Origin of the sequence: Nocardioides sp., assembly GCF_035503875.1 — a bacterium.
In the GTDB taxonomy this organism is placed as follows: Bacteria; Actinomycetota; Actinomycetes; order Propionibacteriales; family Nocardioidaceae; genus Nocardioides.
Genome location: NZ_DATJTA010000040.1, coordinates 1 through 23,282 on the forward strand (window position 1 = coordinate 1; position 23,282 = coordinate 23,282).

The following is a 23,282-nucleotide window of genomic DNA, read 5'->3' on the forward strand; positions in this document are numbered from 1 at the left end:
CGACCACCGGCGGCGCTCCTCGCTGCTCGACCACCGGCGGCGCTCCTCGCTGCTCGACCACCGGCGGCGCTCCTCGCTGCTCGACCACCGGCGGCGCTCCTCGATGCTCGACCACCGGCGGCGCTCCTCGCTGCTCGACCACCGGCGGTGTTGCTAGCTGCTCGACCACCGGCGGTGTTGCTAGCTGCTCGACCACCGGCGGTGTTGCTAGCTGCTCGACCACCGGCGGCGCTCCTCGCTGCTCGACCACCGGCGACGCTCCTCGCTGCTCGACCACCGGCGGCGCTCCTCGCTGCTCGACCACCGGCGGTCGAGCAGCGAAGGACGAAGTCCTGAGCGCCCGCCGAGACCCCCGCAGCCGACAGCCGACCTCAGTCCGCGGCGAGCGCCGCCAACGCACCCGCCCCGGCGCACACCGCCCCGAAGAGGTAGACCCACGGGTACCCGCCGTACGTCCCGAGCCCCTCCATCGCGATCAGCCCGCCGCTCACCGCGCTGGCCGTGGAGGCGCCCACCTGGCGCGCGAGGGTGTTGAGGCCGTTGGCCGCCCCGACCTGCGCGGCAGGCGCCAGGGCCATCACGGCCCCGGGGAGCACCGCGAACGAGAGCCCGATGCCCGCGCCGACGACGACCGACGCGCCCACCAGCACCAGCGGACGCTGCACGCTCAGCGCGCTGACCGCGTAGCCGGCCCCGGCCACAGCGAGACCGGCCGCGAGCGAGACCCGGTTGCCCCAGCCCGCGACGAAGGGTCCGCTGAGCGAGGCCGCCAGCATCATCGCCAGTCCGGCGGGCACCAGGCACAGCCCGGCCTGGAGGACCGTCCATCCCGACCAGCGTGGGTCCTGGAGCAGCTGGGGCAGCGCGACGACGTGGGTGAACATCACCACCCCGGCCAGGACGGCGACCAGGTTGACGACCACCATCGCCCGCCGGGCCGCGGAGCGCAGGTCCACGAGCGGATGCTCGCGCACGAGCTGATGGCGCGCCCACAGCCCGAGCACCACCAGTCCCGCTGCGGCCGTCCCGCCCGCGCGCGCCGCGGTCCAGGTGCTGACGTGGGTGAGGGCGAGCAGGCTGAGGACCAGCCCGACCGACAGCGCGCCCGCGCCCACCCAGTCGAAGGACGGGCCGGCCTCCGGCCGGTCGCGCGTCGGCGGGACCGCCACGGCCACGGCCACGGTCGTCATCGCCCCGACGACCCCCACCGCCCAGAACACCAGGTGCCAGTCCGCGACCTGCGCGACCAGGGCGGAGGAGGTCACCCCGAGCGCCGTGCCGATACCCATCGTCGCGCTGAGCACCGCGCTGCCGCGCTGCAGCGACGTACCGCTCGTCGACTGGTAGAGCAGGCTGATCGCCGTCGGGATCATCGCCGTGGACACGCCCTGCAGGGAGCGGCCGGCCACCAGCAGCGGGTAGGCGTCGGCCAGCGCGCAGACCACCGAGCCGAGCGTGGCCAGCGCGCTCGACCAGAGCAGCACCCGGCGCCGCCCGAATCGGTCGCCCAGGGCGCCGCTGACCGGTGTCGCGACGGCGGCCACGATCATCGTGACCGTCACCGCCCAGGCAGCGTCCTCGCCGGTGACCCCGAACAGGGCGGGCAGCTCGGCCACCAGCGGGATGAGGCTCGCCTGGGCCATCACCCCGACCAGGCAGGCCAGGGCCAGCACTAGGACCTGACCCCGCGGCGAGCGGAGCAGGCCCAGGGGCCTCACTGCACGACCGCTCGCGCCATCTCCTCCAGCATCGGCCGTACGTCGCCGCGCCGGTAGCCGAGCAGCTCGACCACGGCCGGGTCGGGCTCGTAGCGGATCACCGCGCCGCGGCCCGGCACGATCATGTGGTCGGGCAGGAACGGGTGCGACTCCTCGCGCTCCTCCAGCGTCCGGCCGCCGCCGCTGACGTCGAAGACCAGCTGGAAGTAGTCGCGGTAGCTGAGGTTCTCGTCCCCGATCAGGTACGCCGCCCCCGGCTCGGCGTTCTCGAGCGCGCCCGCGATCGCCTCCGCGAGGGAGCGCGCCGACATGTAGTTGGTGCCGCCCGGAGGAGCCGCGTCCGGCACCTTGGCCGTCAGCTCGCCGCGCCCCCAGGCCAGCATCTTGGCGAAGCCGCGGGCGTTGCGGCCGGGGATGGTGCCGACGATGGACGGCGGGTTCAGCGTCGAGACGTTGAAGTCGCCGTCGGCGAGCTCCCGGGACCGGTCGTCCGCCAGCTGCCGGGCGCGGACGTACGGGTTCGACTCGGCCAGGTCGGGCCGGACCATGTGGTAGTAGCTGCCGACCTGCACGGCCCGTCGTACGCCGGCCCGCTTGGCGCGCGCCATGAACGCCGGCACGCCCTCGGACTGGTACGCCGCCCAGAAGTCGGCGTCCGCGTCCTCGGCCTTCACGTGGCGCACGTCCTGCCCGGCCGCGAAGACGACCGCGTCGAACGGCTCCAGCTCGGCCTCGGTGAGGCCGCCGGTCGCGTAGTCGCCGAGCAGCACCGGGTAGCCCGCCACCGGGGACTCCTCGCCCGGCGCGCTCCGGGCACCGATCGTCACCTCGTGGCCACGCTCGGTCAGCAGCGTCGCGGCGTGGCAGCCGATCATCCCGGTGCCACCGATCACCAGCGTCTTCATCCAGACATCCTTCGGTTGTGGGGTCGTTCAGCGGGGGTGCGGGTCAGGCGAAGGTGGCCAGCCCGCCGGCCAGGACGGGACCGCGCGCGGACGCGACGTCGAAGGCGCCGCCGTCCCAGCCGCGCACCTCGAGCGTCTCGCCGGGGAACACCGGGGCCGCGAAGCGACCCTCGAGCCGGCTCAGGTCGGCGGGGTGCGCGCCGGCCCGCTCGGCCAGCACCAGCGTGGCGGCCGACAGCGTCGCGAGGCCGTGCAGGATCGGGCGCGGCTGGCCGATGCCCGCGGCGGCCTCGGGGTCCACGTGGATGTGGTGGCGGTCGCCCAGCAGCCGGTAGAGCAGCGCCGCGTTGTCGGCGGTCGGCAGCTCGGCCGTCCAGGCGGGCTCGCCGTCGGGCGCGGGCGGCCGACCCGGGCCGCGCTCGCCACCGAAGCCGCCACGACCCGGGGCGAACAGCGACCAGGTCGCCAGGAAGCAGTCGCTCTCCACCGTCACGTCGTAGACGGCGGCGCTCCCCTTGTCCCAGACGGCGCTGACGCTCGCCTTCATCGTCAGCTCGCCGCTGGCGGGCATCGGCGCCCGCGCCTCGAGCACCTGCGAGCCGTGCAGGGCGTTGCCCACGTCGAAGGCGCCGGCGCCGCCCAGGACGTCGGGCGCCCACTGCGCGAGGGTCAGGGCGAACGACGGCAGCACCCGCAGCCGGTCCTCGAAGATCAGGTCGAGCTGGTCGGGCCGGGCGCCGACGGCCAGCGCGAACAGGATGGGGTCGCGGTCGGTCCAGCTCACCGTGCGCTCGCCGAGCGCGACGCCGAGCCACTCCCCGGCCGGCGCACCGGACGCGGGCAGGTTCGACGGCACGTTCCCGGGCATGGCCGCGCTCACGCGCCGTACACCGGCTCGGGCGAGGGGGCCTGCCGCAGCAGCGCGCGCAGCCCCTCGCCGACGGCCTCGGCGCTCCAGCGCTCGCCGAGGTCGTGGGCGGGTCCGTGCGCCCAGCCGTTCTCGACGCAGATCCGGCCGCCCTCGATCTCGACCACCCGGCCGGTCACGTCGGCCGCGTCCTCGCTGGCCAGCCAGGCGACCACGGGCGAGACGTTGCCGGGGTGCATGACGTCGAACCCGGACTCGGGCGCGGCCATCTTGTCGGCGAACGGCCCCTCGGTCATCCGGGTGCGGGCCGAGGGGGCGATCGCGTTGACCGTCACGCCGTACCGGCCCATCTCGGCGGCGGCCACGAGCGTCAGCCCCGCGATGCCCGCCTTGGCGGCGGAGTAGGTGCCCTGGCCGATGCTGCCCTGCAGCCCGGCGCCCGAGGTGGTGTTGATGATGCGGGCAGCGCGGGTGCGAGCGGCCTTGGACTCGGACCGCCAGTACGCCGCCGCGTGGCGCATCGGCGCGAAGTGACCCTTGAGGTGCACGCGGATCACCGCGTCCCACTCCTCCTCGCTGGTGTTGACCAGCATCCGGTCGCGGACGAAGCCGGCGTTGTTGACCAGGATGTCGAGGCCACCGAAGGTCTCGATGGCCTGCTCGACCATCTCCCGGGCCGCGTCGAAGTCGGCCACGTCGGCACCGTTGGCGACCGCCTCGCCACCCGCGGCGCGGATGGTGCGGACCACCTCGTGCGCGGGCTGGTCGGACAGTCCCTCGCCCTCGTTGGAGGTGCCGAGGTCGTTGACCACGACCTTCGCCCCGTGCCGGGCGAGCTCCAGCGCGTGCTCGCGGCCGAGGCCGCGGCCGGCGCCGGTCACGATCGCGACCCGCCCTTGCAGGATGCCAGTCATGTCTGTCTCCATCGTCGTCCTGGGAACTCGGGAAAACCAAGCGTTCGCTAGGGTACCAAGCAAGTGCTAGGTTAAGGAACCCGCTCCGAGAGGTCGTGTCATGTCTACGCCCGCGCGCCTGCGCACCCCGCTCACCGAACTCACCGGGGTCGACCACCCGATCGTCCAGACCGGGATGGGCTGGGTCGCCGGCCCCCGCCTGGTCTCCGCCACCGCGAAGGCGGGCGCGCTCGGCATCCTCGCCTCGGCCACGATGACGTTGGAGGAGCTCGAGAAGGCGATCGTCGAGGTCAAGGGCCGCACCGACCGGCCCTTCGGTGTCAACCTGCGCGCCGACGCGGGCGACGCCACCCAGCGCGTCGAGCTGCTCGTGGAGTACGGCGTCAAGGTCGCGTCGTTCGCCCTCGCCCCGAGGCCCGAGCAGATCGCCCGGCTGAAGGAGAACGGCATCGTCGTGATGCCGTCGATCGGGGCGGCCAAGCACGCGAAGAAGGTCGCCTCCTGGGGCGCGGACCTGGTGATGGTCCAGGGCGGCGAGGGCGGCGGCCACACCGGCCCGGTCGCCACGACCCTGGTGCTGCCCAGCGTGCTCGACTCCGTGGACATCCCCGTCGTCGCCGCCGGCGGCTTCTTCGACGGCCGCGGTCTCGCCGCCGCGCTGTCGTACGGCGCTGCCGGGATCGGCATGGGCAGCCGCTTCCTGCTCACCAGCGACTCGGCGGTCCCGGACCCGATCAAGGCGCAGTACCTCGGCTTCGGACTGGACGGCACCGTGGTCACGACGAAGGCCGACGGCATGCCGCACCGGCTGCTGCGCACGGCGTACGTCGAGGGCCTCGAGGAGGAGAACCCGCTCAGGCGGCTGGTCCCCACCGCGCGGCGCACCCTGGAGTTCAAGCGGCTCAGCGGCGCGAGCTGGCGCGAGTTCGCGGGCGACGGCTGGCGGATGAAGAGGGCGAGCGACCGCAGCTGGTCGCAGATGACCCTGGCCGCCAACACCCCGATGCTGCTCAAGGCGGGCCTGGTCGACGGCGACACCACGGCCGGCATGCTGGCCGGTGGCCAGGTCGTCGGGCTCATCGAGGACCTGCCCTCGTGCGAGGAGCTGGTCGACCGGATCGTCGCCGAGGCGGTCGAGCGGATCGCCTCGGTCGGCACCGCCCTGGTCTGAGGAAGGGCGCTCGGACGCCGCGAGGGCGGCCACCCCACCTGGGGTGGCCGCCCTCGTGCGGTCCGGAGCGGCTCGGTCAGAGGCGCTCGATGATCGTGACGTTGGCCTGGCCGCCGCCCTCGCACATCGTCTGCAGGCCGTAGCGGCCGCCGGTGCGCTCGAGCTCGTGCAGCAGGCCGGTCATCAGCCGGGTCCCGGTGGCGCCGATCGGGTGACCCAGGGCGATGCCGCCGCCGTTGACGTTGACCTTCTCGTGCGGCGCGCCGGTCTCCTTCATCCAGGCCAGGACGACGGAGGCGAAGGCCTCGTTGCACTCGAAGAGGTCGATGTCGTCGATGCTCATGCCGGTCTTGGCCAGGGCGTGCTTGGTCGCGCCGATCGGGCCGGTCAGCATCCAGATCGGGTCGTCGCCGCGCACCGAGAGGTGGTGGATCCGGGCGCGCGGGGTGAGGCCGTGGTCCTTGACCGCCTGCTCGGAGGCGATCAGCATCGCCGAGGCGCCGTCGCAGATCTGCGACGCGACGCCGGCCGTGATCCGCCCGCCGGGAGCGAGCGGGTTCAGGCCGGCCATCTTCTCCAGCGAGGTGTCGCGCGGGCACTCGTCGGTGGTGAACACCGAGCCGTCGGCCAGCGTGACCGGCGCGATCTCGCGCTCGAAGCGCCCTTCGGCGATCGCCTGCTTGGCCCGCTCGTGCGAGGCGAGGGCGAAGCGCTCCATGTCCTCGCGGCTGCAGTCCCACTTCTCCGCGATCATCTCGGCGGAGTTGAACTGGCTGACCTCGACGTCGCCGTACCGCTCCCGCCAGCCCGGGGACTCCGCGAACGGGGTGGTGAAGCCGAACTGCTCGGCCACCGTCATCGCCGCGGAGATCGGGATGGCGGACATGTTCTGCAGGCCGCCGGCGACCACCAGGTCCTGGGTGCCGGACATGACGCCCTGCGCCGCGAAGTGCACGGCCTGCTGGGAGGACCCGCACTGCCGGTCGATGGTCACGCCGGGGACGTGGTCGGGGAGCCCGGCCACGAGCCAGGCGGTGCGCGCGACGTCGCCGGCCTGGGAGCCGATCGTGTCGCAACAGCCCATGATCACGTCGTCGACCGCGGACGCGTCGACGCCGCTGCGCTCGACGAGCGACCTCAGCACGTGCCCGCCGAGGTCGGCGGAGTGCACGGACGCGAGCGAGCCGCCGCGCTTGCCGACCGGGGTCCGGACGGCCTCGACGATGTAGGCCTCAGCCATGTCAGTTCTCCTCGTTCTCAGGATGGCTCAAGATCAGGCGTGCTGGCTGGACACGGCGAGGACCTCGCCGGTCATGTAGCTGGAGTAGTCGCTGGCCAGGAAGACCATGACGTTGGCGATCTCCCACGGGGCCGCGGCCCGGCCGAAGGCCTCCTTGCCCTTGAGCTCGGCGAGCAGCTCGGGGCTGGTCACCTTCTCCAGGAACGGGTGCATGGCCAGGCTCGGGGAGACGGCGTTCACGCGGATGCCGTACTGCGCCAGGTCGGCGGCGGCCGAGCGGGTCAGCGCCTTCACGCCCGCCTTCGCGGCGGCGTAGTGGGACTGACCCTCCTGGAAGCGCCAGCCGATCACCGAGGAGTTGTTGACGATGACGCCCTTCTTGCCGGCGGCCACGAAGCGCTTGCCGGCCTCCCGGATGCAGCGCATGGTGCCGGTCAGGGTGATGTCGAGGACCAGGTTCCAGGTCTCGTCCGGCATCTCCAGGATGTCGTCGGTGCCGCCCAGGCCGGCGTTGTTGATCATCACGTCGACGCCGCCGAAGGGCTCGGCCGCGTCGAGCAGCGCGACGACGTCCTCCTCCTTGGTCACGTTGCAGACGATCGCGGCGACCCGGTCCTCCCCGAACTCCTCCCCCAGCGCCTGCCGGGCCTCGCCGAGCCGGCGCTCGTGGGTGTCGGAGATGACGACCGCCTTCGCGCCCTCCTCCAGCACCTTGCGGGCCACGGCGGCGCCGATGCCGGCGCCCGCGGCCGCGGTGACCACCACCGTGCGGCCGGTGAGCAGCCCGTGGCCGGGGACGTAGTCGGGCAGGGGCTGTTCGGGCTTGGCGGCGCTCACGGGCGGGGCTCCTTCGGCAGGCCGAGCACGCGCTCGGCGATGATGTTGCGCTGGATCTCGTCGGAGCCGCCGTACAGGGTGTCGGCCCGACTGAAGAGGAACAGGGTCTGCTGGTCGTCGAGGTCGTACGGCGCCTGCTCCACCGTGAGCGCCTCCGCACCGCGGACCGCCATGGCGAGCTCGCCGAGGTCGCGGTGCCACCGTGCCCACAGCAGCTTGGACACCGAGGCTTCGGGACCCTCGGAGCCGGAGTCGTAGGCACTGAGCGTGCGCAGCGCGTGGGTGCGCATCACGGACAGGCCGATCCGGGCCTGCACGATCCGGTCGGCGAGCACCGGGTCGTCCCAGGCGCCGGTACGGCGCGCGGTGGCCTCGATGTCGTCGAGCTCGCGGGCGAAGCCGATCTGCTGGCCGACGGTGGAGACGCCGCGCTCGAAGCCGAGGGTCGCCATCGCCACCCGCCAGCCGTCGCCGGGCGCGCCGACGACCAGGTCGGCCGCGGTGCGGGCACCGTCGAAGAAGACCTCGTTGAACTCCGAGGTCCCGGTGAGCTGGAGGATCGGGCGGATCTCGACCCCGGGCTGGTCCATCGGGACCAGGAGGTACGACAGCCCGGCGTGGCGCTGCGACCCGGCCTCGGTGCGGGCCACCACGAAGCACCAGTCGGCGTGGTGGGCCAGCGAGGTCCAGACCTTCTGGCCGTCGACGACCCACTCGTCGCCCTCGAGCCGGGCCCGGGTCCGCACCCCGGCGAGGTCGGAGCCGGCTCCGGGCTCGGAGTAGCCCTGGCACCACAGCTCGGTGACGTCGACGATGCCGGGCAGGAAGCGCTTCTTCTGCTCCTCGGTGCCGAGCGCGATCAGGGTCGGGCCGAGGAGGGTCTCGCCGAGGTGGTTCACCCCCGCGGGCGCGTTCGCGCGCGCGTACTCCTCGTAGAAGATCACCTGCTGGAACAGGCTCAGCCCGCGGCCGCCGTACTCGACGGGCCAGCCCAGGCAGGTCCAGCCGGACTTCGCGAGGTGCTGGTTCCAGGCCACGCGCTCCTCGTAGGCCTCGTGCTCGCGGCCCGAGCCGCCGCGGCCCCTGATCGCGGCGAACTCGCCGACCAGGTTGTCCTCGAGCCACTGCCGGACCTCCAGGCGGAACTCCTCGTCCGCCGCGGAGTGGGTCAGGTCCACGATCAATCTCCTTCCCGGCCGCCGGAGGCCGGTGTCGCCCGGACTCGTCACACTACCAAACCAAGCACTTGTTTGGTAGTGTTCCCGCTCCCACCCCGAGAAGGAGACCGATGTCCGTGCAGCAGGCCCCGGAGACCACGAGCACCGAGCAGGAGCCGGTCGTGACCTACGAGGTACGCGGAGCCGTCGCGGTGGTGAAGCTGAACCGTCCGGAGTACAGCAACGCCCAGAACTCGAAGGTGACCTACGCCCTCGACGCGGCGTTCGTGCGCGCGGTCGACGACGACGCGGTCAAGGTCATCGTGCTGGCGGGCAACGGCAAGCACTTCTGCGGCGGGCACGACATCGGGACGCCGGGCCGCGACATCCACGAGTCCTTCGAGCGCAAGGCCGTCATCCACTGGGACCACGCGGACAAGCGGGGCGTGGACTCCCGCTTCGCCCGCGAGTCCGAGGTCTACCTCGGCATGTGCCGGCGCTGGCGCGAGATCCCCAAGCCGATGATCGCGATGGTCCAGGGCGCCTGCATCGCCGGCGGGCTGATGCTGGCCTGGTCGTGCGACTTCATCATCGCCTCCGAGGACGCCTTCTTCTCCGACCCGGTCGTGCGGATGGGCATCCCGGGCGTGGAGTACTTCGCGCACGCGTTCGTGATGAACCCGCGTGCCGCCAAGGAGTTCCTCTACACCGGCGGCCGGTTCGACGCGCGGCGCGCGCACGAGCTCGGGATGGTCAACCACGTCGTCCCCCGCGCGGAGCTGGAGAGCGCCACCTTCGCGATGGCCGACCGGATCGCCGAGATGCCCCGCCTGGGCCTCGCGCTCGCGAAGAAGGCCGTCAACCAGGTCGAGGACCTGCAGGGCCTGCGGGCGGGCATGGACTCCGTGTTCGGTCTGCACCATGCTGCGCACGCACACAACGCCGAGGTGGGCCGAGACTCGCTCGCCGGACTGGACGCCCGCGCGATGGCGCGCAGCAACAAGGAAGCGGATGGTGAGGTATGAGCCTGGGATTCACCGAGGCCGAGGAGGCCTTCCGGGCCGAGGCACGGGCCTGGCTGGCCGAGAACAACCCCGGCCGGCTGCCCTCGATGGACACCGAGGAGGGCGCCCGCGCCCACCGGGCCTGGGAGAAGACGCTGGCCGGCGGGCGCTGGTCGGTCGTCGCCTGGCCCGAGCAGTACGGCGGCCGTGAGGCCTCGCTGGTCGAGTGGGTGATCTTCGAGGAGGAGTACTACCTCGCGGGCGCCCCGACCCGGATCGCCCAGAACGGCATCTCCCTGCTGGCCCCGATCATCTTCGGCCACGGCACCCCCGAGCAGCAGGAGCGATTCCTGTCCGCGATGGCCGACGGCACCGAGGTCTGGGCGCAGGCCTGGTCCGAGCCCGAGGCCGGCAGCGACCTGGCGGGCATCCGCAGCCGTGCCGAGCGCGACGACGAGCGCGGCGGCTGGGTCCTCAACGGCCAGAAGACGTGGAGCTCGCGGGCGCCGTTCGCCGACCGCGGCTTCGGCCTCTTCCGCAGCGACCCGGCGGCCGAGCGGCACCGCGGCCTGACCTACTTCCTCTTCCCGCTCGACGCCGAGGGCATCACCGTGCGGCCCATCGCCCAGCTCGACGGCGACGCCGGCTTCGCGGAGATCTTCTTCGACGACGTCTTCGTCCCGGACGCCGACGTCCTGGGTGCGGTCGGCGACGGCTGGCGGGTCGCGATGAGCACGGCCGGCAACGAGCGCGGCCTGTCGCTGCGGGCCCCCGGCCGCTTCCTCGGCGCCGCGCACCGGCTCCTCGACCTGTGGGACGAGCGCGGCGCCGAGGCGCCGCACCTGCGCGACGCCGTCGTCGACGCCTGGATCGGCGCGCGCGCCTACCAGCTCTACACCTGGGGCACCGTCGACCGTCTGCAGGGCGGCGGGGACATGGGCGCCGACGGCAGCGTCAACAAGCTCTTCTGGTCCGAGCTCGACCTCGCCCTCCACGAGACCGCGCTCGACCTGCTCGGCCCCGAGCAGGAGCTGCGCGGCGAGGGCGCCGTCTCGGACGGCGCCTGGGTCGACGACTACCTCTTCTCGCTGGCCGGCCCGATCTACGCGGGCACCAACGAGATCCAGCGCAACATCGTGGCCGAGCGCATCCTCGGTCTCCCCCGCGGCGACAACAGGAGGTCGGGAGCATGAAGTTCGCTCTCTCACCGGAGCAGCGCTCCTTCGCCGAGGCCCTCGACGGGCTCCTCGGCGCCGCCGACGTCCCGGCCGCCACCCGCGCCTGGGGCGCCGGCGACACCGGTCCGGGTCTCGCTGTGTGGGACCAGCTCGCGGAGCTCGGCGTCCCCGCCCTAGTGATCCCCGAGGAGCTCGGCGGCATCGGCGGTACGCCGCTCGACGTCGCGGTCGCCTTCGAGGCCCTGGGCCGCCACGGCGTACCCGGCCCGTGGGTCGAGTCGGTCGCGCTGGCGCCCAGCCTGCTGGCCGGCACCGAGCACGAGGGCGTGCTGGGCGAGCTCGCGGAGGGGGCGGCCCGGGTCACGGTGGCCGCGCCGCCGCAGACGCCGTACGCCCTGGACGTCCAGGCCGCGACGCACACCTACCTCGTCGACGCGGACGGCCTCGCCGCCGCCGCCTCCACGCGGACGCTGGCCTCCGTGGACCCGTCCCGCCACCTGCACGCCGTCCAGGCCGAGGGCGCGACGGTCGCCGTCGACTCCGCGGCCCTGGCGCGAGGTCTCGACCTCGCTGCCCTCGCCAGCGCGGCGAGCCTCGTCGGCGCCGGGGAGCGGATGCTGCGCGAGGCCGTCGCCTACGTCGGCCAGCGACGCCAGTTCGGGCGCGCGATCGGCGAGTACCAGGCCGTCAAACACGCCCTCGCCGACGTCCGGGTCGCGCTCGACTTCGCCCGGCCGCTGGTGCACGGCGCCGCCCGCGAGCTCGAGGCCGGTTCCGACATCGCCGCGCGCGACGTCTCCGCCTCCAAGGTCGCCGCGAGCGACGCCGCCCACCTCGCCTCGCGCCGGGCGCTGCAGGTGCACGGGGCGATCGGCTACACCCTCGAACACGACCTGAGCATCTTCATCCTGCGCGTCCGTGCGCTGGTCGGCGTCTGGGGCACCCCGTCCCAGCACCGCGCCCGGGTGCTCGACCGCCTGACCGCGACAGCGAGGAGCTGACCCGTGCACTTCGGACTGAGCGAGGAGCAGGACGAGCTGGCGCGCGCGGTGCGCAGCCTGGTGGAGAAGCGGGCGGGACAGGTCGACGTCCGCACCGCCGCCGCCACCGAGGAGGGGTACGACACCGCCCTCTGGGAGACCCTGTGCTCCCAGATCGGCGTGACCGCGCTCGCCGTCCCCGAGGAGTACGGCGGCGCCGGCTTCAGCTCCTTCGAGACCCACGTGGTGCTCGAGGAGCTCGGCGCGACGCTGTCACCTTCTCCCCTGCTGGGCTCCGGCGTGTTGGCCGCCCGCGCGGTGCTCCTGGCCGGCAGCCCCGAGGACTGCGAGCGGCTGCTGCCGGGCATCGCCGAGGGCTCGACCGTCGCCGCCCTCGCGTGGGCCGACGAGCAGGGTCGCTGGCGCCGGGACGGCTCCGACGTCCGCGCCGTACGAGCGGGTGACTCCTGGGAGCTGACCGGGGTCTCGACCCTGGTGCTCGACGCCACCAGCGCCGACGCGCTGCTCGTGGTCGCCACCACCGACGACGGCCCGGCCGTCTTCGAGGTGGACCCCGAGGCCACGGGCGTCGAGCGTGTGAACACCCCCGGACTCGACCTCACCCTGCGCTTCGGCAAGGTCACCCTCGACGGCGTCGCCGGCACCCGGCTCTCGGGCGACCCCGACGTCGAGGCGCTGCTCGGCCGGCTGTACGCCGAGGCGGCGGTCGCCGTCTGCGCCCTGCAGGTGGGCGGCGCGCAGACCGCGCTGGACCTGACCGTGGCGTACCTGAAGGAGCGCGAGCAGTTCGGCCGGCCGCTGGGCTCCTTCCAGGCCCTCAAGCACCGCGCCGCCGACATGCTCGTCAAGGTGGAGACGGCCCGCTCGGTCTCCTGGTCGGCCGCCTGGGCGGTCGCCCAGGGCAGCGATGACCTGGTCACCCAGGCCGCCACCGCGAAGGCGTGGTGCTCGGACGCCTTCTCGGAGGTCGCCGGGGAGATGGTGCAGCTGCACGGCGGCATCGCCATCACCTGGGAGCACGACGCGCAGCTCTACTTCAAGCGGGCGCACGCCACGGGTCAGCTCTTCGGCAGCGCGCGCGAGCACCGGCGCCTGCTGATCGACGCCTGAGCCTCGATCACGGAGGCGGTCACTCCCCGCCGTTCCCCGCCCGCTCGGCGTGCAGCGGGCGGGAGACGTCGGCACCCGTGCTGACCCGCTGACCGTCGCGCTCGGCGGACAGCGTCCGCAGCGGCTCGGCCGGCCGCAGCCCGGCGAGGCTGCGGCGGGTGAGGTCCTGGTAGACCCGCACGCCACGCGCCTTCCAGGCCAGCGTCTCCTCGTCGAGAGGACCGACGACCCGGGCCGGGTTGCCCACGACCAGGGACGCCGGGGGCACCACGGTGCCCGCCCGAACGAAGGCGGAGGCGCCGATCAGCGAGCCGGCCCCGATGTCGGCGCCGTCCATCACGACGGCGTTCATGCCGACGAGGACACCCGAGCCGATCCGGCAGCCGTGCAGGATCGCGCCGTGTCCCACGTGGCTCTCCTCCTCCAGCACCGCCTCGGCGCCGGGGAACGCGTGTACCACGCAGGCGTCCTGCACGTTGGAGCCCCGGCGTACGACGATCCGGCCGAAGTCGCCGCGCAGGCTGGCGGACGGGCCGAGGTAGCAGCCCGCCTCGACGATCACGTCGCCGATGAGCGTGGCGGTCGGGTGGACGTAGGAGGTGGCGTCGACGACCGGGACCACGCCGTCGATCTCGTAGACGGACATCGCTCAGGCCTTCATTCCGCCGTCGATCACGAACTCCTGGCCGGTGCAGTACGAGCTCGCCGAGCTCAGCAGGAACGCCACCAGGGCGCTCGCCTCCTCGGGCCGTCCGGCTCGCGGGATCGGCAGGCCGCCCACGGCACCGCGACCGGCGCGGGACTCCTCCGAGATCATCTGGGTGTCCATGGCGCCAGGACAGATCGCGTTGACCCGGATGCCGTGCTCGCCGAGCTCGAGGGCGGCGGTCCGGCTCAGCCCGAGCAGCCCCCACTTCGACGCGGCGTACGCCGAGGCCTGCGGGTAGCCGCCCAGGCCCGCCACCGAGGAGATGTTGACGACGGCGCCGCCGTGCTCGCGCATCAGCGGGAAGACCGTCTGCATGCCGAGCGTCGGCCCCATCACGTTGACCCGGAAGTGCACCTCCAGGGTGCGCTCGTCGGTCTCGAGGAACGGCGCGCGCACGTACGCCCCGGCGTTGTTGACGAGGCCGTCGATCCGGCCGTGGCGCTCGGCCACCCGGTCCACGACGGCCGCCCACGCCGCCCGGTCGGTCACGTCGAGCGCCAGGCCCAGCGCGTCGCCCCCGTCGGCCGCGATCCCGGCCGCGACCTCCTCCGCGGGCGCGGCGGTCACGTCGGTGACCACGACGCGCGCCCCGTGGGCCGCCAGCACCCGGGCGTGGGAAGCGCCCATCCCCTGCCCCGCGCCGGTGATGAGCACGACCTTGCCGGTCAGGTCGACGACGGGCTGGACCATGGATCCTCCTGAGATTGGGCAAACAAGCGCTTGGTTTGGAATGTACCATCGATCACACACCGGACGAGGGAAGGCCGACCATGACTGCCGTGCACCACGTGGGGATCACCGTGAGCGACATCGAACGCTCGCTGGACTTCTACGCCGACCTGCTGGGAGGCGAGCGGCTCGGCCCGTACTCCCGCAGCGGACCCCGCATCGACGCGGTCACCGGCTACCCCGGGGTGACGGTGCACCAGGCGTTCGTCCGGGCGCCCGGCGGGTCGACGCTGGTCGAGCTGCTGCAGTACGAGAACGGCTCCTCGGTCGTGATCGACCCCGACAACGGGCACGTCGGCGCGGCGCACGTGGCGATCACCGTCACCGGCCTCGACGACCTCCTGGCCCGCTTGAAGGACCAGGGCGTCGAGGCCATCTCGGACCCGATCGTGGCCAGCGAGCCGATGGCCGGGCACCGCTGCGTCTACGTGCTCGACCCGGACCGCGTGCGCGTCGAGCTGGTCGAGCCGCCGGCATCCTGATCCGCGACACTCGCCGACACCTCGCGGGCGGCAGCGAGCAGCCGGTCCAGCCAGTGCCGGACCTCCGCCCCCGACGCGCCCGGCGGCATGCCCCACAGGGCGAGGGTCTCGATGACCCGGCCGTCGGGTGCGTGGACCGGCGCGGCCAGGATCCGGACGTCGTACTCGCCGTCGGCCGCGATCTCGGCCGGCTCGTAGTACGGGGTCAGGGTCTCGACGAGGGGGCCGGTGCGGCGGGACAGGACGGGGTCGTCGGCGTGACCGACGATCTCCTCCCAGACGGTGTCGTGGTCCGGCGCCACCAGACCGATCGACCAGCCCCGGTCGCGGACCCGGTCGAGCATCCGCCGGCACTCGGCGAGGGTTCCGGTCGGCAGGTCGCCGGAGGAGTACGACGTCCAGGTCGCGGTCGCCTCCCGATCTTCGAGGCCCCCGAGGAAGAGCGCGCCGTACGGCGGCACGAACGGGAGCCGGCGACCGACGTGAGCCCGGTACGAGCCCGCCGAGAGCCCCGCTCCCGCCATGATGACCAGGTCGCCGCCGACCACGGCCTGCGCGTAGCACTCGAGTCCCAGCTCGTGGGCGATCCGCTCCATCGGCCCGCGCGACAGGTCCGCGACCCGCAGCTGGTCGCGCAGGTCGGCGGCGTACGGCGCCACCAGCGTGCCCGGGTCGAAGCCGCCGTACCCGCCCTGGAAGAACAGCAGCGGCGAGCCCGGCCCCTGCAGCCCGAGGTCGCGCACCCGACCGAGCACGATGTCGTGGTCGCCCGCGTCGACGGTCCGGGCCACCTCGCAGTCGAGCCAGGCCAGGGCACCCTCGAGGACGGGCGCACCGCCCGGCGCGGGCCGCCACGCGACGTCCCTGAACTTGTCGTCGGCCTTGGAGGCGAACCGGCGGCACAGCTCCTCCTGGTCCACGGAGAGGACGTTGACGCAGAACGAGGTCGAGGAACGCAGCCGCGCGTAGCTGCTCGACGTCTTCTGCGGCAGGTACGCCACCAGCGGCGGGTCCAGCGAGACCGAGGTGAACGAGCCCAGCACCATCCCGCTCGGCTCGCCGTGCTCGTCGACCGCCGTGATCACCGTGACGCCGGTCGGGTAGTGCCCGAGCACCTGGCGGAGCTGCTGCTGGTCGACCATCGGCTGCTCAGTCATCGAGGTGCTCCCACAGGGTGCGCCCGCGGTACTCGCTGCGGAACAGGCCACGGGCCTGGAGCCGGGGCACGACCTCCTCGACGAAGTCGGCGAAGCCCACCGGCAGGTCGGCGGGCAGGATCACGAAGCCGTCGGCACCGCCGGCGGTGAACCACCGCTCCATCTCGTCGGCGAGCTGGTCGGGCGTGCCGACGAACGACCGGTGCCCGATGCTGAGCCCGATCCGCTGCACCATCTGCCGCAGCGTGAGCCCCTCGGACAGCGCCGTGCGGATGAACAGCTCCGGGCGGGAGACGCTGGCGTGGGCCGGGAGCTGGGACCGGATGTCCGGGAACGGCGCGTCGAGGTCGTGACCGCTGAGGTCGACTCCGCCGAACGACTGCTGGAGGAACTGCAGGGTCGCCTGCTCGCCCACGTGGGAGCCGAGCTCCTCGGCGAGCTCCCTGGCCGCCGCCTCGGTGCGCCCGAGGATGGGAGTGAGACCGGGCAGGACCTTCACGTGGTCCGGGTTCCTGCCGAAGCCCGCCGCTCGCCGCTTGACGTCCGCGACGAAGGCCTGCGACTGCTCCAGGTCCACCTGGGTGGTGAAGAGCAGGTTGCCCACCCGCGCGCCGAGGTCCATCCCGGGGCCGGACGAGCCGGCCTGGGCCAGCGGGAGCCGGCCCTGCGGGGAACGGGGGACGTTGAGCGGCCCCCGCACGTGGAAGTGGTCGCCGTGGTGGTCGATGGACCGGACCAGGTCGCCGTCGGCGTACACACCGGAGGCGCGATCGGCCACGACGGCGTGCTCGTCCCAGGCCTCCCACAGCGCCGTCACGACGTCGACGAACTCCTCGGCGCGCTGGTAGCGGTCGCCGTGGTCCGGGAGGTCGGTGCTGCCGTGGTTGGCCGCCGCCGCGGCGATGGCGGTCGTGACCACATTCCACCCGGCCCGGCCCTCGCTGAGGTGGTCGAGGGTCGCGAACTGCCGCGCGACGGTGAAGGGGTCGTTGTACGTCGTCGAGCTCGTGCCGACCAGACCGATCCGCGACGTGACGGCGGACAGCGCGGAGAGCAGCGCGACCGGGTCCGGGCGGGTGATGGCGTCCGTGGTGATCGAGGGGCTCAGGTTGAGCGTGTCGGCGATGAAGAACGCGTCGAACCGGCCGGCCTCGGCGAGCTGGGCCAGCTCTGCCCAGTAGCCCAGCGAGTGCAGCCGCTCCGGCTGGGTCCGCGGCGAGCGCCACACGGACTGCGCGACCCCCACCCCCTGGGCGAACAGCACCAGCTTCATCTGCGGTCGTGCTCCGGAACCCATGGCTTCTCCTCCGCTGCGCCGGTCGGCGCGTCGTTCGCTCGCCGCTCGCCGCGGCGGGGCGGGAGCGCTGTCGGATGTCGCTGTCAGATGTGACGGTCAGATGTGGCTGTCGACGGAACCCTGCAGGCGGGCCAGCTCCTCGGGGTCGAGCACCAGGTCCACTCCGCGCACCGAGTCGAGCACCGACTCGGGCCGGCTCGCGCCCGGGATCGGGATCACGCACGGTGAGATCGCGAGCAGCCAGGCCAGGGCGACCTGCTGCGGGCTGACCCCGCGGTCCTCCGCGACCGCGGCGAAGTCCGCGACCTGCGAACCCAGCGCCTTGGCCTCCCGCATGCCGCCGAACGGGCTGTAGGCGAGGAAGGCCAGGCCGAGCTCCTCGCAGAGCGCGACCTCGGGCAAGTGCTCACGCACGAGCGGCGACAGCTCGTTCTGCACCGAGACCAGCGCCGGGCCGAGGATGTCGACGGCGGCGCGGATCTGCTCGACGCCGGCGTTGGAGATCCCGACCCGTTGGACCAGGCCCTCGTCGTGGAGCTTCTTCAACGCCTCCATCGACTCGGCGTACGGCCGTCGCGGGTCGGGCCGGTGGTGCTGGTAGAGCGAGATCGAGTCGACGCCCAGGCGCCGCAGCGAGTCACGGCAGGCCTTCGCCAGGTGCTCGGCACTGCCGTCGATCCACCAGGTGAGGCCGTCGCGGGTGTGCCCGCCCTTGGTGGCCACCACGACGTCGTCCAGCGAGCCCGACCACGAGCGCAGCGCCTTCGTCAGCGCGAGCTCGTTGATCCCGTAGGCCCCGATCGGGCCGTAGACGTCGGCGGTGTCGAAGAGCCGGATCCCCGCGTCGAGGGCCGCGTGCACCGCGCGCGTCGCCCGAGCCTCGTCGACCCCCTCGACCTGGGTGAGGGTCATCGCGCCCATGCCCAGCGGGAAGAGCTCGAGGTCGCCGAGCCGCCGGTGGACGGTCACTTGCCCACCGACGTCCAGCCACCGTCGACCGGCACGCACACGCCGGTGGTGAACGTCGCGTCCATCAGCAGGTGCTCGATCGCCCCCGCCATCTCGTCGGGCGTGGCGAGCCGGCCGAGCGGGGTGCGAGCCTTCGTCGCCGAGACGTCGTACCCCTGGTCGATCATCTGCTGCACCATCGGCGTGAGCGTGTGGCCGGGAGCGACGCTGTTGACCCGGATGCCCAGCGGCGCCCATTCGATCGCGAGGTTCTGGGTCAGCTGGCTCACGGCAGCCTTGGCGACGCCGTAGTCGGCCTGGTTGACCCAGCCGCCGTACGCCGTCGTGGAGGAGATCGTCACCACCGCCCCCGTCGCGCCCGCGTCGCGGACCTGGCGGGCCATCGCGTTGGCCACCAGCAGGGTGCCGACGACGTGGACGCCGAGCACCCGGTTCATCTGGGCGGCATCGAGTTCCAGGGCCGGCACGTAGGCGCCGCGGATCCCGTGGGAGGTGACCAGCCGGGTCACCGGACCGAACGCCTCCCGGGCCTGGGCCATCGCGGCCTCGACCGCCTCGGTGTCGGTGACGTCCAGCGAGGCGTGCCGGAGCTGCTCACCGTCGTCCGCCGGCTCGGCGAGGTCGAGCACCGTGACGCGGACGCCGCGCTCCAGCAGCCGGGCAACGACGGCCGCTCCGATCCCGCTCGCCCCGCCGGTCACCACCGCGTGCTCACACATGTGCTGCTCCCCGTTCGGATCGAGTTCCCTGCTAACGTACCCAAACAAGCGCTAGGTTTACAAGGAGGCACAGATGAGCGACAAGACCCTGTCGCTGGAGGACCTTCCCCACCACATCGAGTCCGGCATGACGGTCGGGATCGGTGGCTGGGGATCGCGGCGGAAGCCGATGGCCCTGGTCCGCCAGCTGCTGCGCAGCGACGTCACCGACCTGACCCTGGTCACCCTGGGCGGACCCGAGGTCGGCCTGCTCTGCGCCGCCGGCAAGGTGCGCAAGATCATCTACGGCTTCGTCTCGCTCGACTCGATCCCGCTCGACCCGCACTTCCAGGCCGCCCGCGAGTCCGCGAGCATCGAGTCGGCCGAGTACGACGAGGGCATGTTCGTGGCCGCCCTGCGCGCGGGCGCCAGCCGCCTCTCCTTCCTGCCCAGCCGGGCGGGCCTGGAGAGCGACGTGCTGACCATGAACCCCGACCTGAAGACGGTCGCCTCGCCGTACGACGACGACGTGTACGTCGCCGTGCCCGGCGTCCGGATGGACGTCTCGCTGATCCACATGAACCGCGGCGACGTCCACGGCAACGGCCAGTACCTCGGCCCGGACCCGTACTTCGACGACCTGTTCTCGCGGGCCTCGGAGCGCACGATCATGTCGGTCGAGAAGATCGTCGAGACCAGCGAGCTCAGCGACCACCCGTTCCAGACGATGGTCATCAACCGGATGTACGTCTCCGGGGTCGTCGAGACGCCGCGGGGCGCCCACTTCACCAGCTGCGTGCCGGACTACGACCGCGACGAGAAGTTCCAGAAGCACTACGCGACCGCGGCCCGCGACGCCGCCGCCTGGCAGGAGTTCGAGCAGGCCTTCCTGGCCGGCGACGAGGCGTCGTACCAGCAGGCCGTCCGCGACTTCCACACCGCCGCATCCGAGGAGAGGGCATGACGACCACCACCGACATCACCCGGGCCGAGGTCTGCGTGACCGCATGCAGCGACGCCTGGCGCGACTCCGGCGAGGTCCTCGCGCACGCGGTGGGCATCGTGCCCTCCATCAGCGCCCGGCTCGCGCGGCTCACCCACTCCCCCGACCTGGTGCTCACCGACGGCGAGTGCTTCCTGATGGCGGAGCCGCCGCCCTTGGGAGCCAGCGCGCAGGCCGGCGGGACCATCGAGAGCTGGGTGCCGTTCGGGCAGATCTTCGACATCCTCAGCACCGGCCGACGGCACAGCATGATGGGCGCCAGCCAGATCGACCGGTACGGCAACCACAACATCTCCTCGATCGGCGACTGGCGCCGGCCGAAGCGGCAGCTCATCGGGGTCCGCGGGGCGCCGGGCAACACCGTCAACCACCGCGTCGACTACTGGGTCTCCAGCCACACCAGCCGGGTCTTCGTCGAGCAGGTCGACGTGGTCTGCGGGGTCGGCCACGACCGGGCGCGCGCCCACACCAGCTCGTCGCTGCGCTTCCACGACCTGGGCGTCGTGGTGACCGACCTGGCCGTCCTCGACTACGACGCCGAGGGTCTGTTGAAGGTGCGCTCGCTGCACCCCGGCGTGAGTGCGGAGCAGGTCCGCGAGGCGACCGGGTTCGACATCGACGTGTCGCAGGCGGTCACCACGCGGGTGCCCGACGAGCACGAGCTCGAGCTCATCCGGACCATCGACCCCCGCGGCCTGCGCGACCGCGAGGTCCGGGTCTAGTGGCGCGCCACTAGCGGGCGAGCAGGCCTCCGTGCAGCAGGGTGATGAACTGGTCGGCGACCTTCTCGTGCTGAAGCTTGCCGCGCGGGTTGTACCAGCGCACGGAGGCCCACACCGTGTCCCGGATGAAGCGGTAGACGATGTTGCTGTCGAGGTCCTGGCGGAAGTCGCCGGACTCCCGGCCGGCCACGAGCACGTTGAGCCACACGGCCTCGACCGCGCGGCCGGTCTTCGGGACGAACTCGAACTCGGGAACGTGGTTCAGCAGGGCCGCCTCGTTCTGGTAGAGCGCGACGGCGTGGGACTCGGCGTGGATCGTGGCGAAGGACGCCCGGATCAGCTCGTCGAGCGTCTCGCGCGGGTTCGCGCTGCCCTCGACGATCGCCGTGAAGCGCGACAGCAGCCCGTCCATGAACTGGCGCAGGATCTCCTCCAGCATCGCCTCCTTGGAGTCGAAGTGGTGGTAGAGACTGCCGGAGAGGATGCCGGCCTCGTCCGCGATGTCGCGCACCGTCGTCTGCGAGTAGCCCCTGGTGGCGAAGAGCTCGGCGGCGATGGAGAGCAGCTGGGTACGGCGCGCCGACCCCTTGCCCGTCCCCTGGCCGCGTTTGCGTGCCTTCTCCTGACCCTGCGACGCCATCGCCGTCTCCGTTCCGTTGGGTGGCGACCTGAGCGCCGACACCTCATTCTTACCGCTGGAGCCCTTCGGGGGCGACGCGGGTGCCTCTAGGCTACCGAACAAGCACTTGCTTAATAAGGAGATCCGTTGTCCACGCCACTGACCGTTCCCGCCCTCCTCGACCACGGCGCCGCGAGGTTCGGCGCCAGTCCCGCCATCGTCGACGGCGATCTCCGGCTGTCGTACGGCGAGCTGGCCGTCGAGGCGCGCCGGACCGCACGGGCCTACCTGGCCGCCGGCGTACGGCCCGGCGACCGGGTCGCCATCTGGGCTCCCAACCGCGGCGAGTTCATCCTCGCCCTGCTCGGCGCCCAGGTCGTCGGCGCCTCCGTCGTCCCGCTCAACACCCGCTACCGCGGGCACGAGGCCCGGACGGTGCTCGACCGGGCGCGCGCCAGCGTGCTGGTGCTCTGCAACGGCTTCCTCGGCGCGGACTACCTCTCGATGCTGGCGCAGTCCGCCGAGCCCGAGGCGCCAGCCGGCGACCACCCCGTCGCCGGGCTCCCGCACCTGCACACCGTGGTCGACCTCGACTCCGGCGGCAGCCCGGGCACGGTGGGCTGGGCGGAGTTCCTGGCCGGCGCGGACCGGGTCTCGGCCGAGCAGCTCGCCGAGGCCGAGGCGACGGTCACCCCGGACACCGTCTGCGACATCCTCTTCACCTCCGGCACGACCGGGATCCCCAAGGGCGTGATGAGCGCGCACCGGCAGACCATCGGCGTGGCCGACGTCTGGGCCACGGGCGCCTCGCTGTCGGAGGCGGACCGGTACGCCATCGTGAACCCGTTCTTCCACGGCTTCGGCTACAAGGCGGGCGTCATCGCCGCCCTCTGCGCCGGTACGTCGATCCACCCCGTGCTCACCTTCGACCCGGTGGGCCTGATGCAGCTCGTCGAGCGCGAGCGGATCACCGTGCTGCCGGGGGCGCCGACGATCTTCCTGACCCTGATCAACCACCCGCGGCTCAGCGAGTTCGACCTCTCCTCGCTGCGCTTCGCCATCGCCGGGGCGGCCTCGGTGCCCGAGACCCTCTTCGAGCAGATGCTCGACATCCTCGGCTTCGAGACCGTCGCGCAGGCCTACGGGCTCACCGAGTGCGTGGTCGCCACCCAGTCGCGCCCGGGCGAGGACCCCCGCCACGTCGCGGAGACCACCGGGCCGGCCTGCCCCGGCATCGAGATCCGGATCGTCGACCCCGAGGGGAACGACCTGCCCGTCGGCACCGACGGGGAGATCCTGCTGCGCGGCGACAACGTGATGCTCGGCTACTTCGAGGACGAGGCGGCGACCGCGGCGGTCGTGGACGCGGACCGCTGGTTCCACACCGGGGACATCGGCCGACTCGACGAGCACGGCTGCCTGAAGATCACCGACCGGATCAAGGACATGTTCATCGTCGGCGGCTTCAACGTCTACCCGGCCGAGGTGGAGAGCGTGCTGTGCAGCCACCCCGACATCGTGGAGGCGGCCGTGATCGGCGTCGACGACGAGCGGATGGGCGCGCTCGGCCGGGCGTACCTCGCGCTGCGCCCCGGTGCGACGATCGACGAGGCCGCGCTGACGGCGTACTGCCGGGAGCGACTGGCCAACTTCAAGGTGCCGCGGGAGTTCGTGGCGATCGGCGAGTTCCCCCGCAACGCCAGCGGCAAGATCCTCAAGAAGGACCTGCGGGCCGAGGCCTGACCACCACGACGAGAGGCCCCGTCCGGCAGTGCCGGACGGGGCCTCGTCGCT

Annotated in this window: 24 protein-coding genes and 1 pseudogene; 9 read left to right on the forward strand and 16 right to left on the reverse strand. The window is 72.7% G+C overall.

The annotated features are described in order from the left end of the window. The 5 genes from VMF51_RS09285 to VMF51_RS09305 all read right to left on the reverse strand — a co-directional run. On the reverse strand, positions 1 to 277 hold a 277-nt coding region (locus VMF51_RS09285; protein WP_325474138.1), incomplete at its 3' end, for a hypothetical protein. A gap of 94 nt (positions 278 to 371) precedes the next feature. Continuing rightward, on the reverse strand, positions 372 to 1,718 hold the full coding sequence (locus VMF51_RS09290; RefSeq protein ID WP_325474139.1) for an MFS transporter: 1,347 nt from the start codon (positions 1,716 to 1,718) through the stop codon (positions 372 to 374). Then, positions 1,715 to 2,623, reverse strand: a complete 909-nt coding sequence (locus VMF51_RS09295) for an NAD-dependent epimerase/dehydratase family protein (RefSeq protein ID WP_325474140.1) — start codon at positions 2,621 to 2,623, stop codon at positions 1,715 to 1,717. The genes VMF51_RS09290 and VMF51_RS09295 overlap by 4 nt, the downstream gene beginning before the upstream one ends. 43 nt (positions 2,624 to 2,666) lie before the next feature. After that, positions 2,667 to 3,491 (reverse strand): MaoC/PaaZ C-terminal domain-containing protein, encoded by an 825-nt coding sequence (locus VMF51_RS09300; protein WP_325474141.1) that lies wholly within the window; start codon positions 3,489 to 3,491, stop codon positions 2,667 to 2,669. A gap of 8 nt (positions 3,492 to 3,499) precedes the next feature. Then, positions 3,500 to 4,405 carry an SDR family oxidoreductase gene (locus VMF51_RS09305; protein ID WP_325474142.1) on the reverse strand — a complete coding sequence of 302 codons (906 nt, stop codon included), beginning with the start codon at positions 4,403 to 4,405 and terminating at the stop codon, positions 3,500 to 3,502. A 100-nt stretch (positions 4,406 to 4,505) separates the two neighbouring features. Between VMF51_RS09305 and VMF51_RS09310 the strand changes: the two genes are divergently transcribed. Beyond that, positions 4,506 to 5,576 carry an NAD(P)H-dependent flavin oxidoreductase gene (locus tag VMF51_RS09310; RefSeq protein WP_325474143.1) on the forward strand — a complete coding sequence of 357 codons (1,071 nt, stop codon included), beginning with the start codon at positions 4,506 to 4,508 and terminating at the stop codon, positions 5,574 to 5,576. Positions 5,577 to 5,652: 76 nt separating this feature from the next. Here the strand turns inward: VMF51_RS09310 and VMF51_RS09315 are convergent, their stop codons facing one another. The 3 genes from VMF51_RS09315 to VMF51_RS09325 are packed head-to-tail and all read right to left on the reverse strand — an operon-like array spanning position 5,653 to position 8,831. Continuing rightward, entirely contained in the window at positions 5,653 to 6,816 is a 1,164-nt protein-coding gene (locus VMF51_RS09315; protein WP_325474144.1) for an acetyl-CoA C-acetyltransferase, read from the reverse strand. Between the two features lie 33 nt (positions 6,817 to 6,849). Then, positions 6,850 to 7,653 (reverse strand): SDR family oxidoreductase, encoded by an 804-nt coding sequence (locus VMF51_RS09320; protein WP_325474145.1) that lies wholly within the window; start codon positions 7,651 to 7,653, stop codon positions 6,850 to 6,852. Further along, the gene (locus VMF51_RS09325) at positions 7,650 to 8,831 is read right to left on the reverse strand and encodes an acyl-CoA dehydrogenase family protein (RefSeq protein WP_325474146.1); all 1,182 of its coding nucleotides are present in this window, start codon (positions 8,829 to 8,831) and stop codon (positions 7,650 to 7,652) included. The genes VMF51_RS09320 and VMF51_RS09325 overlap by 4 nt, the downstream gene beginning before the upstream one ends. A gap of 110 nt (positions 8,832 to 8,941) precedes the next feature. Here VMF51_RS09325 and VMF51_RS09330 point away from each other — a divergent pair, with 110 nt between their 5' ends. The 4 genes from VMF51_RS09330 to VMF51_RS09345 are packed head-to-tail and all read left to right on the forward strand — an operon-like array spanning position 8,942 to position 13,103. After that, positions 8,942 to 9,835: an enoyl-CoA hydratase gene (locus tag VMF51_RS09330; protein ID WP_325474147.1), complete on the forward strand. Its 894-nt coding sequence runs from the start codon at positions 8,942 to 8,944 to the stop codon at positions 9,833 to 9,835. Continuing rightward, on the forward strand, positions 9,832 to 11,007 hold the full coding sequence (locus VMF51_RS09335) for an acyl-CoA dehydrogenase family protein (protein WP_325474148.1): 1,176 nt from the start codon (positions 9,832 to 9,834) through the stop codon (positions 11,005 to 11,007). The genes VMF51_RS09330 and VMF51_RS09335 overlap by 4 nt, the downstream gene beginning before the upstream one ends. Further along, positions 11,004 to 11,993 (forward strand): acyl-CoA dehydrogenase family protein, encoded by a 990-nt coding sequence (locus VMF51_RS09340; RefSeq protein ID WP_325474149.1) that lies wholly within the window; start codon positions 11,004 to 11,006, stop codon positions 11,991 to 11,993. The genes VMF51_RS09335 and VMF51_RS09340 overlap by 4 nt, the downstream gene beginning before the upstream one ends. Positions 11,994 to 11,996: 3 nt before the next feature. Continuing rightward, positions 11,997 to 13,103 (forward strand): acyl-CoA dehydrogenase family protein, encoded by a 1,107-nt coding sequence (locus tag VMF51_RS09345; RefSeq protein ID WP_325474150.1) that lies wholly within the window; start codon positions 11,997 to 11,999, stop codon positions 13,101 to 13,103. 19 nt (positions 13,104 to 13,122) lie between these two features. Here the strand turns inward: VMF51_RS09345 and VMF51_RS09350 are convergent, their stop codons facing one another. Next, positions 13,123 to 13,749: a transferase hexapeptide repeat family protein gene (locus tag VMF51_RS09350; RefSeq protein ID WP_325474151.1), complete on the reverse strand. Its 627-nt coding sequence runs from the start codon at positions 13,747 to 13,749 to the stop codon at positions 13,123 to 13,125. 3 nt (positions 13,750 to 13,752) lie between these two features. After that, positions 13,753 to 14,502 carry an SDR family NAD(P)-dependent oxidoreductase gene (locus VMF51_RS09355; RefSeq protein ID WP_325474152.1) on the reverse strand — a complete coding sequence of 250 codons (750 nt, stop codon included), beginning with the start codon at positions 14,500 to 14,502 and terminating at the stop codon, positions 13,753 to 13,755. A gap of 80 nt (positions 14,503 to 14,582) precedes the next feature. On the opposite strand from VMF51_RS09355, the gene VMF51_RS09360 reads away from it, so the two are divergent. Beyond that, positions 14,583 to 15,023 carry a VOC family protein gene (locus VMF51_RS09360; RefSeq protein ID WP_325474153.1) on the forward strand — a complete coding sequence of 147 codons (441 nt, stop codon included), beginning with the start codon at positions 14,583 to 14,585 and terminating at the stop codon, positions 15,021 to 15,023. Here VMF51_RS09360 and VMF51_RS09365 read toward each other — a convergent pair. The 4 genes from VMF51_RS09365 to VMF51_RS09380 all read right to left on the reverse strand — a co-directional run bounded on the left by VMF51_RS09365 (position 14,966) and on the right by VMF51_RS09380 (position 19,165). Next, a complete protein-coding gene (locus VMF51_RS09365) occupies positions 14,966 to 16,180 on the reverse strand; it encodes a flavin reductase (RefSeq protein WP_325474154.1) in 1,215 nt (404 codons plus the stop codon). The genes VMF51_RS09360 and VMF51_RS09365 overlap by 58 nt on opposite strands. Continuing rightward, positions 16,173 to 17,477, reverse strand: a complete 1,305-nt coding sequence (locus tag VMF51_RS09370; protein ID WP_325474155.1) for an LLM class flavin-dependent oxidoreductase — start codon at positions 17,475 to 17,477, stop codon at positions 16,173 to 16,175. Before VMF51_RS09370 ends, VMF51_RS09365 begins: the two co-directional genes overlap by 8 nt. Positions 17,478 to 17,573: 96 nt before the next feature. Next, positions 17,574 to 18,446, reverse strand: coding sequence for an aldo/keto reductase (locus tag VMF51_RS09375; RefSeq protein WP_325474156.1), 873 nt, complete (start codon positions 18,444 to 18,446; stop codon positions 17,574 to 17,576). Then, entirely contained in the window at positions 18,443 to 19,165 is a 723-nt protein-coding gene (locus tag VMF51_RS09380) for an SDR family oxidoreductase (protein WP_325474157.1), read from the reverse strand. Before VMF51_RS09380 ends, VMF51_RS09375 begins: the two co-directional genes overlap by 4 nt. A 73-nt stretch (positions 19,166 to 19,238) precedes the next feature. Between VMF51_RS09380 and VMF51_RS09385 the strand changes: the two genes are divergently transcribed. Further along, on the forward strand, positions 19,239 to 20,108 hold the full coding sequence (locus VMF51_RS09385) for a CoA transferase subunit A (RefSeq protein WP_325474158.1): 870 nt from the start codon (positions 19,239 to 19,241) through the stop codon (positions 20,106 to 20,108). Further along, the gene (locus tag VMF51_RS09390) at positions 20,105 to 20,869 is read left to right on the forward strand and encodes a CoA-transferase subunit beta (protein WP_325474159.1); all 765 of its coding nucleotides are present in this window, start codon (positions 20,105 to 20,107) and stop codon (positions 20,867 to 20,869) included. Before VMF51_RS09385 ends, VMF51_RS09390 begins: the two co-directional genes overlap by 4 nt. Positions 20,870 to 20,879: 10 nt before the next feature. Here VMF51_RS09390 and VMF51_RS25865 read toward each other — a convergent pair whose 3' ends face one another. Both VMF51_RS25865 and VMF51_RS25870 read right to left on the reverse strand, forming a co-directional pair. Next, on the reverse strand, positions 20,880 to 21,251 hold the full coding sequence (locus tag VMF51_RS25865) for a hypothetical protein (RefSeq protein ID WP_414689452.1): 372 nt from the start codon (positions 21,249 to 21,251) through the stop codon (positions 20,880 to 20,882). A gap of 54 nt (positions 21,252 to 21,305) precedes the next feature. Beyond that, positions 21,306 to 21,509, reverse strand: a pseudogene (locus VMF51_RS25870) (helix-turn-helix domain-containing protein); the annotation flags it as partial. A gap of 126 nt (positions 21,510 to 21,635) precedes the next feature. Between VMF51_RS25870 and VMF51_RS09400 the strand changes: the two are divergent. Then, positions 21,636 to 23,231: an AMP-binding protein gene (locus VMF51_RS09400; RefSeq protein ID WP_325474161.1), complete on the forward strand. Its 1,596-nt coding sequence runs from the start codon at positions 21,636 to 21,638 to the stop codon at positions 23,229 to 23,231. The last annotated feature ends 51 nt before the right edge of the window (positions 23,232 to 23,282 follow it).

Coding starts and splice junctions, on each gene's coding strand:
- VMF51_RS09385 (WP_325474158.1), top strand. CDS start 19,239: ATGAGCGACAAGACCCTGTCGCTGGAGGACCTTCCCCACCACATCGAG.
- VMF51_RS09380 (WP_325474157.1), bottom strand. CDS start 19,165: ATGTGTGAGCACGCGGTGGTGACCGGCGGGGCGAGCGGGATCGGAGCG.
- VMF51_RS09310 (WP_325474143.1), top strand. CDS start 4,506: ATGTCTACGCCCGCGCGCCTGCGCACCCCGCTCACCGAACTCACCGGG.
- VMF51_RS09300 (WP_325474141.1), bottom strand. CDS start 3,491: ATGCCCGGGAACGTGCCGTCGAACCTGCCCGCGTCCGGTGCGCCGGCC.
- VMF51_RS09360 (WP_325474153.1), top strand. CDS start 14,583: ATGACTGCCGTGCACCACGTGGGGATCACCGTGAGCGACATCGAACGC.
- VMF51_RS09295 (WP_325474140.1), bottom strand. CDS start 2,623: ATGAAGACGCTGGTGATCGGTGGCACCGGGATGATCGGCTGCCACGCC.
- VMF51_RS09390 (WP_325474159.1), top strand. CDS start 20,105: ATGACGACCACCACCGACATCACCCGGGCCGAGGTCTGCGTGACCGCA.
- VMF51_RS09370 (WP_325474155.1), bottom strand. CDS start 17,477: ATGGGTTCCGGAGCACGACCGCAGATGAAGCTGGTGCTGTTCGCCCAG.
- VMF51_RS09330 (WP_325474147.1), top strand. CDS start 8,942: ATGTCCGTGCAGCAGGCCCCGGAGACCACGAGCACCGAGCAGGAGCCG.
- VMF51_RS09340 (WP_325474149.1), top strand. CDS start 11,004: ATGAAGTTCGCTCTCTCACCGGAGCAGCGCTCCTTCGCCGAGGCCCTC.
- VMF51_RS09355 (WP_325474152.1), bottom strand. CDS start 14,502: ATGGTCCAGCCCGTCGTCGACCTGACCGGCAAGGTCGTGCTCATCACC.
- VMF51_RS09315 (WP_325474144.1), bottom strand. CDS start 6,816: ATGGCTGAGGCCTACATCGTCGAGGCCGTCCGGACCCCGGTCGGCAAG.
- VMF51_RS09335 (WP_325474148.1), top strand. CDS start 9,832: ATGAGCCTGGGATTCACCGAGGCCGAGGAGGCCTTCCGGGCCGAGGCA.
- VMF51_RS09350 (WP_325474151.1), bottom strand. CDS start 13,749: ATGTCCGTCTACGAGATCGACGGCGTGGTCCCGGTCGTCGACGCCACC.
- VMF51_RS09365 (WP_325474154.1), bottom strand. CDS start 16,180: ATGACTGAGCAGCCGATGGTCGACCAGCAGCAGCTCCGCCAGGTGCTC.
- VMF51_RS09305 (WP_325474142.1), bottom strand. CDS start 4,405: ATGACTGGCATCCTGCAAGGGCGGGTCGCGATCGTGACCGGCGCCGGC.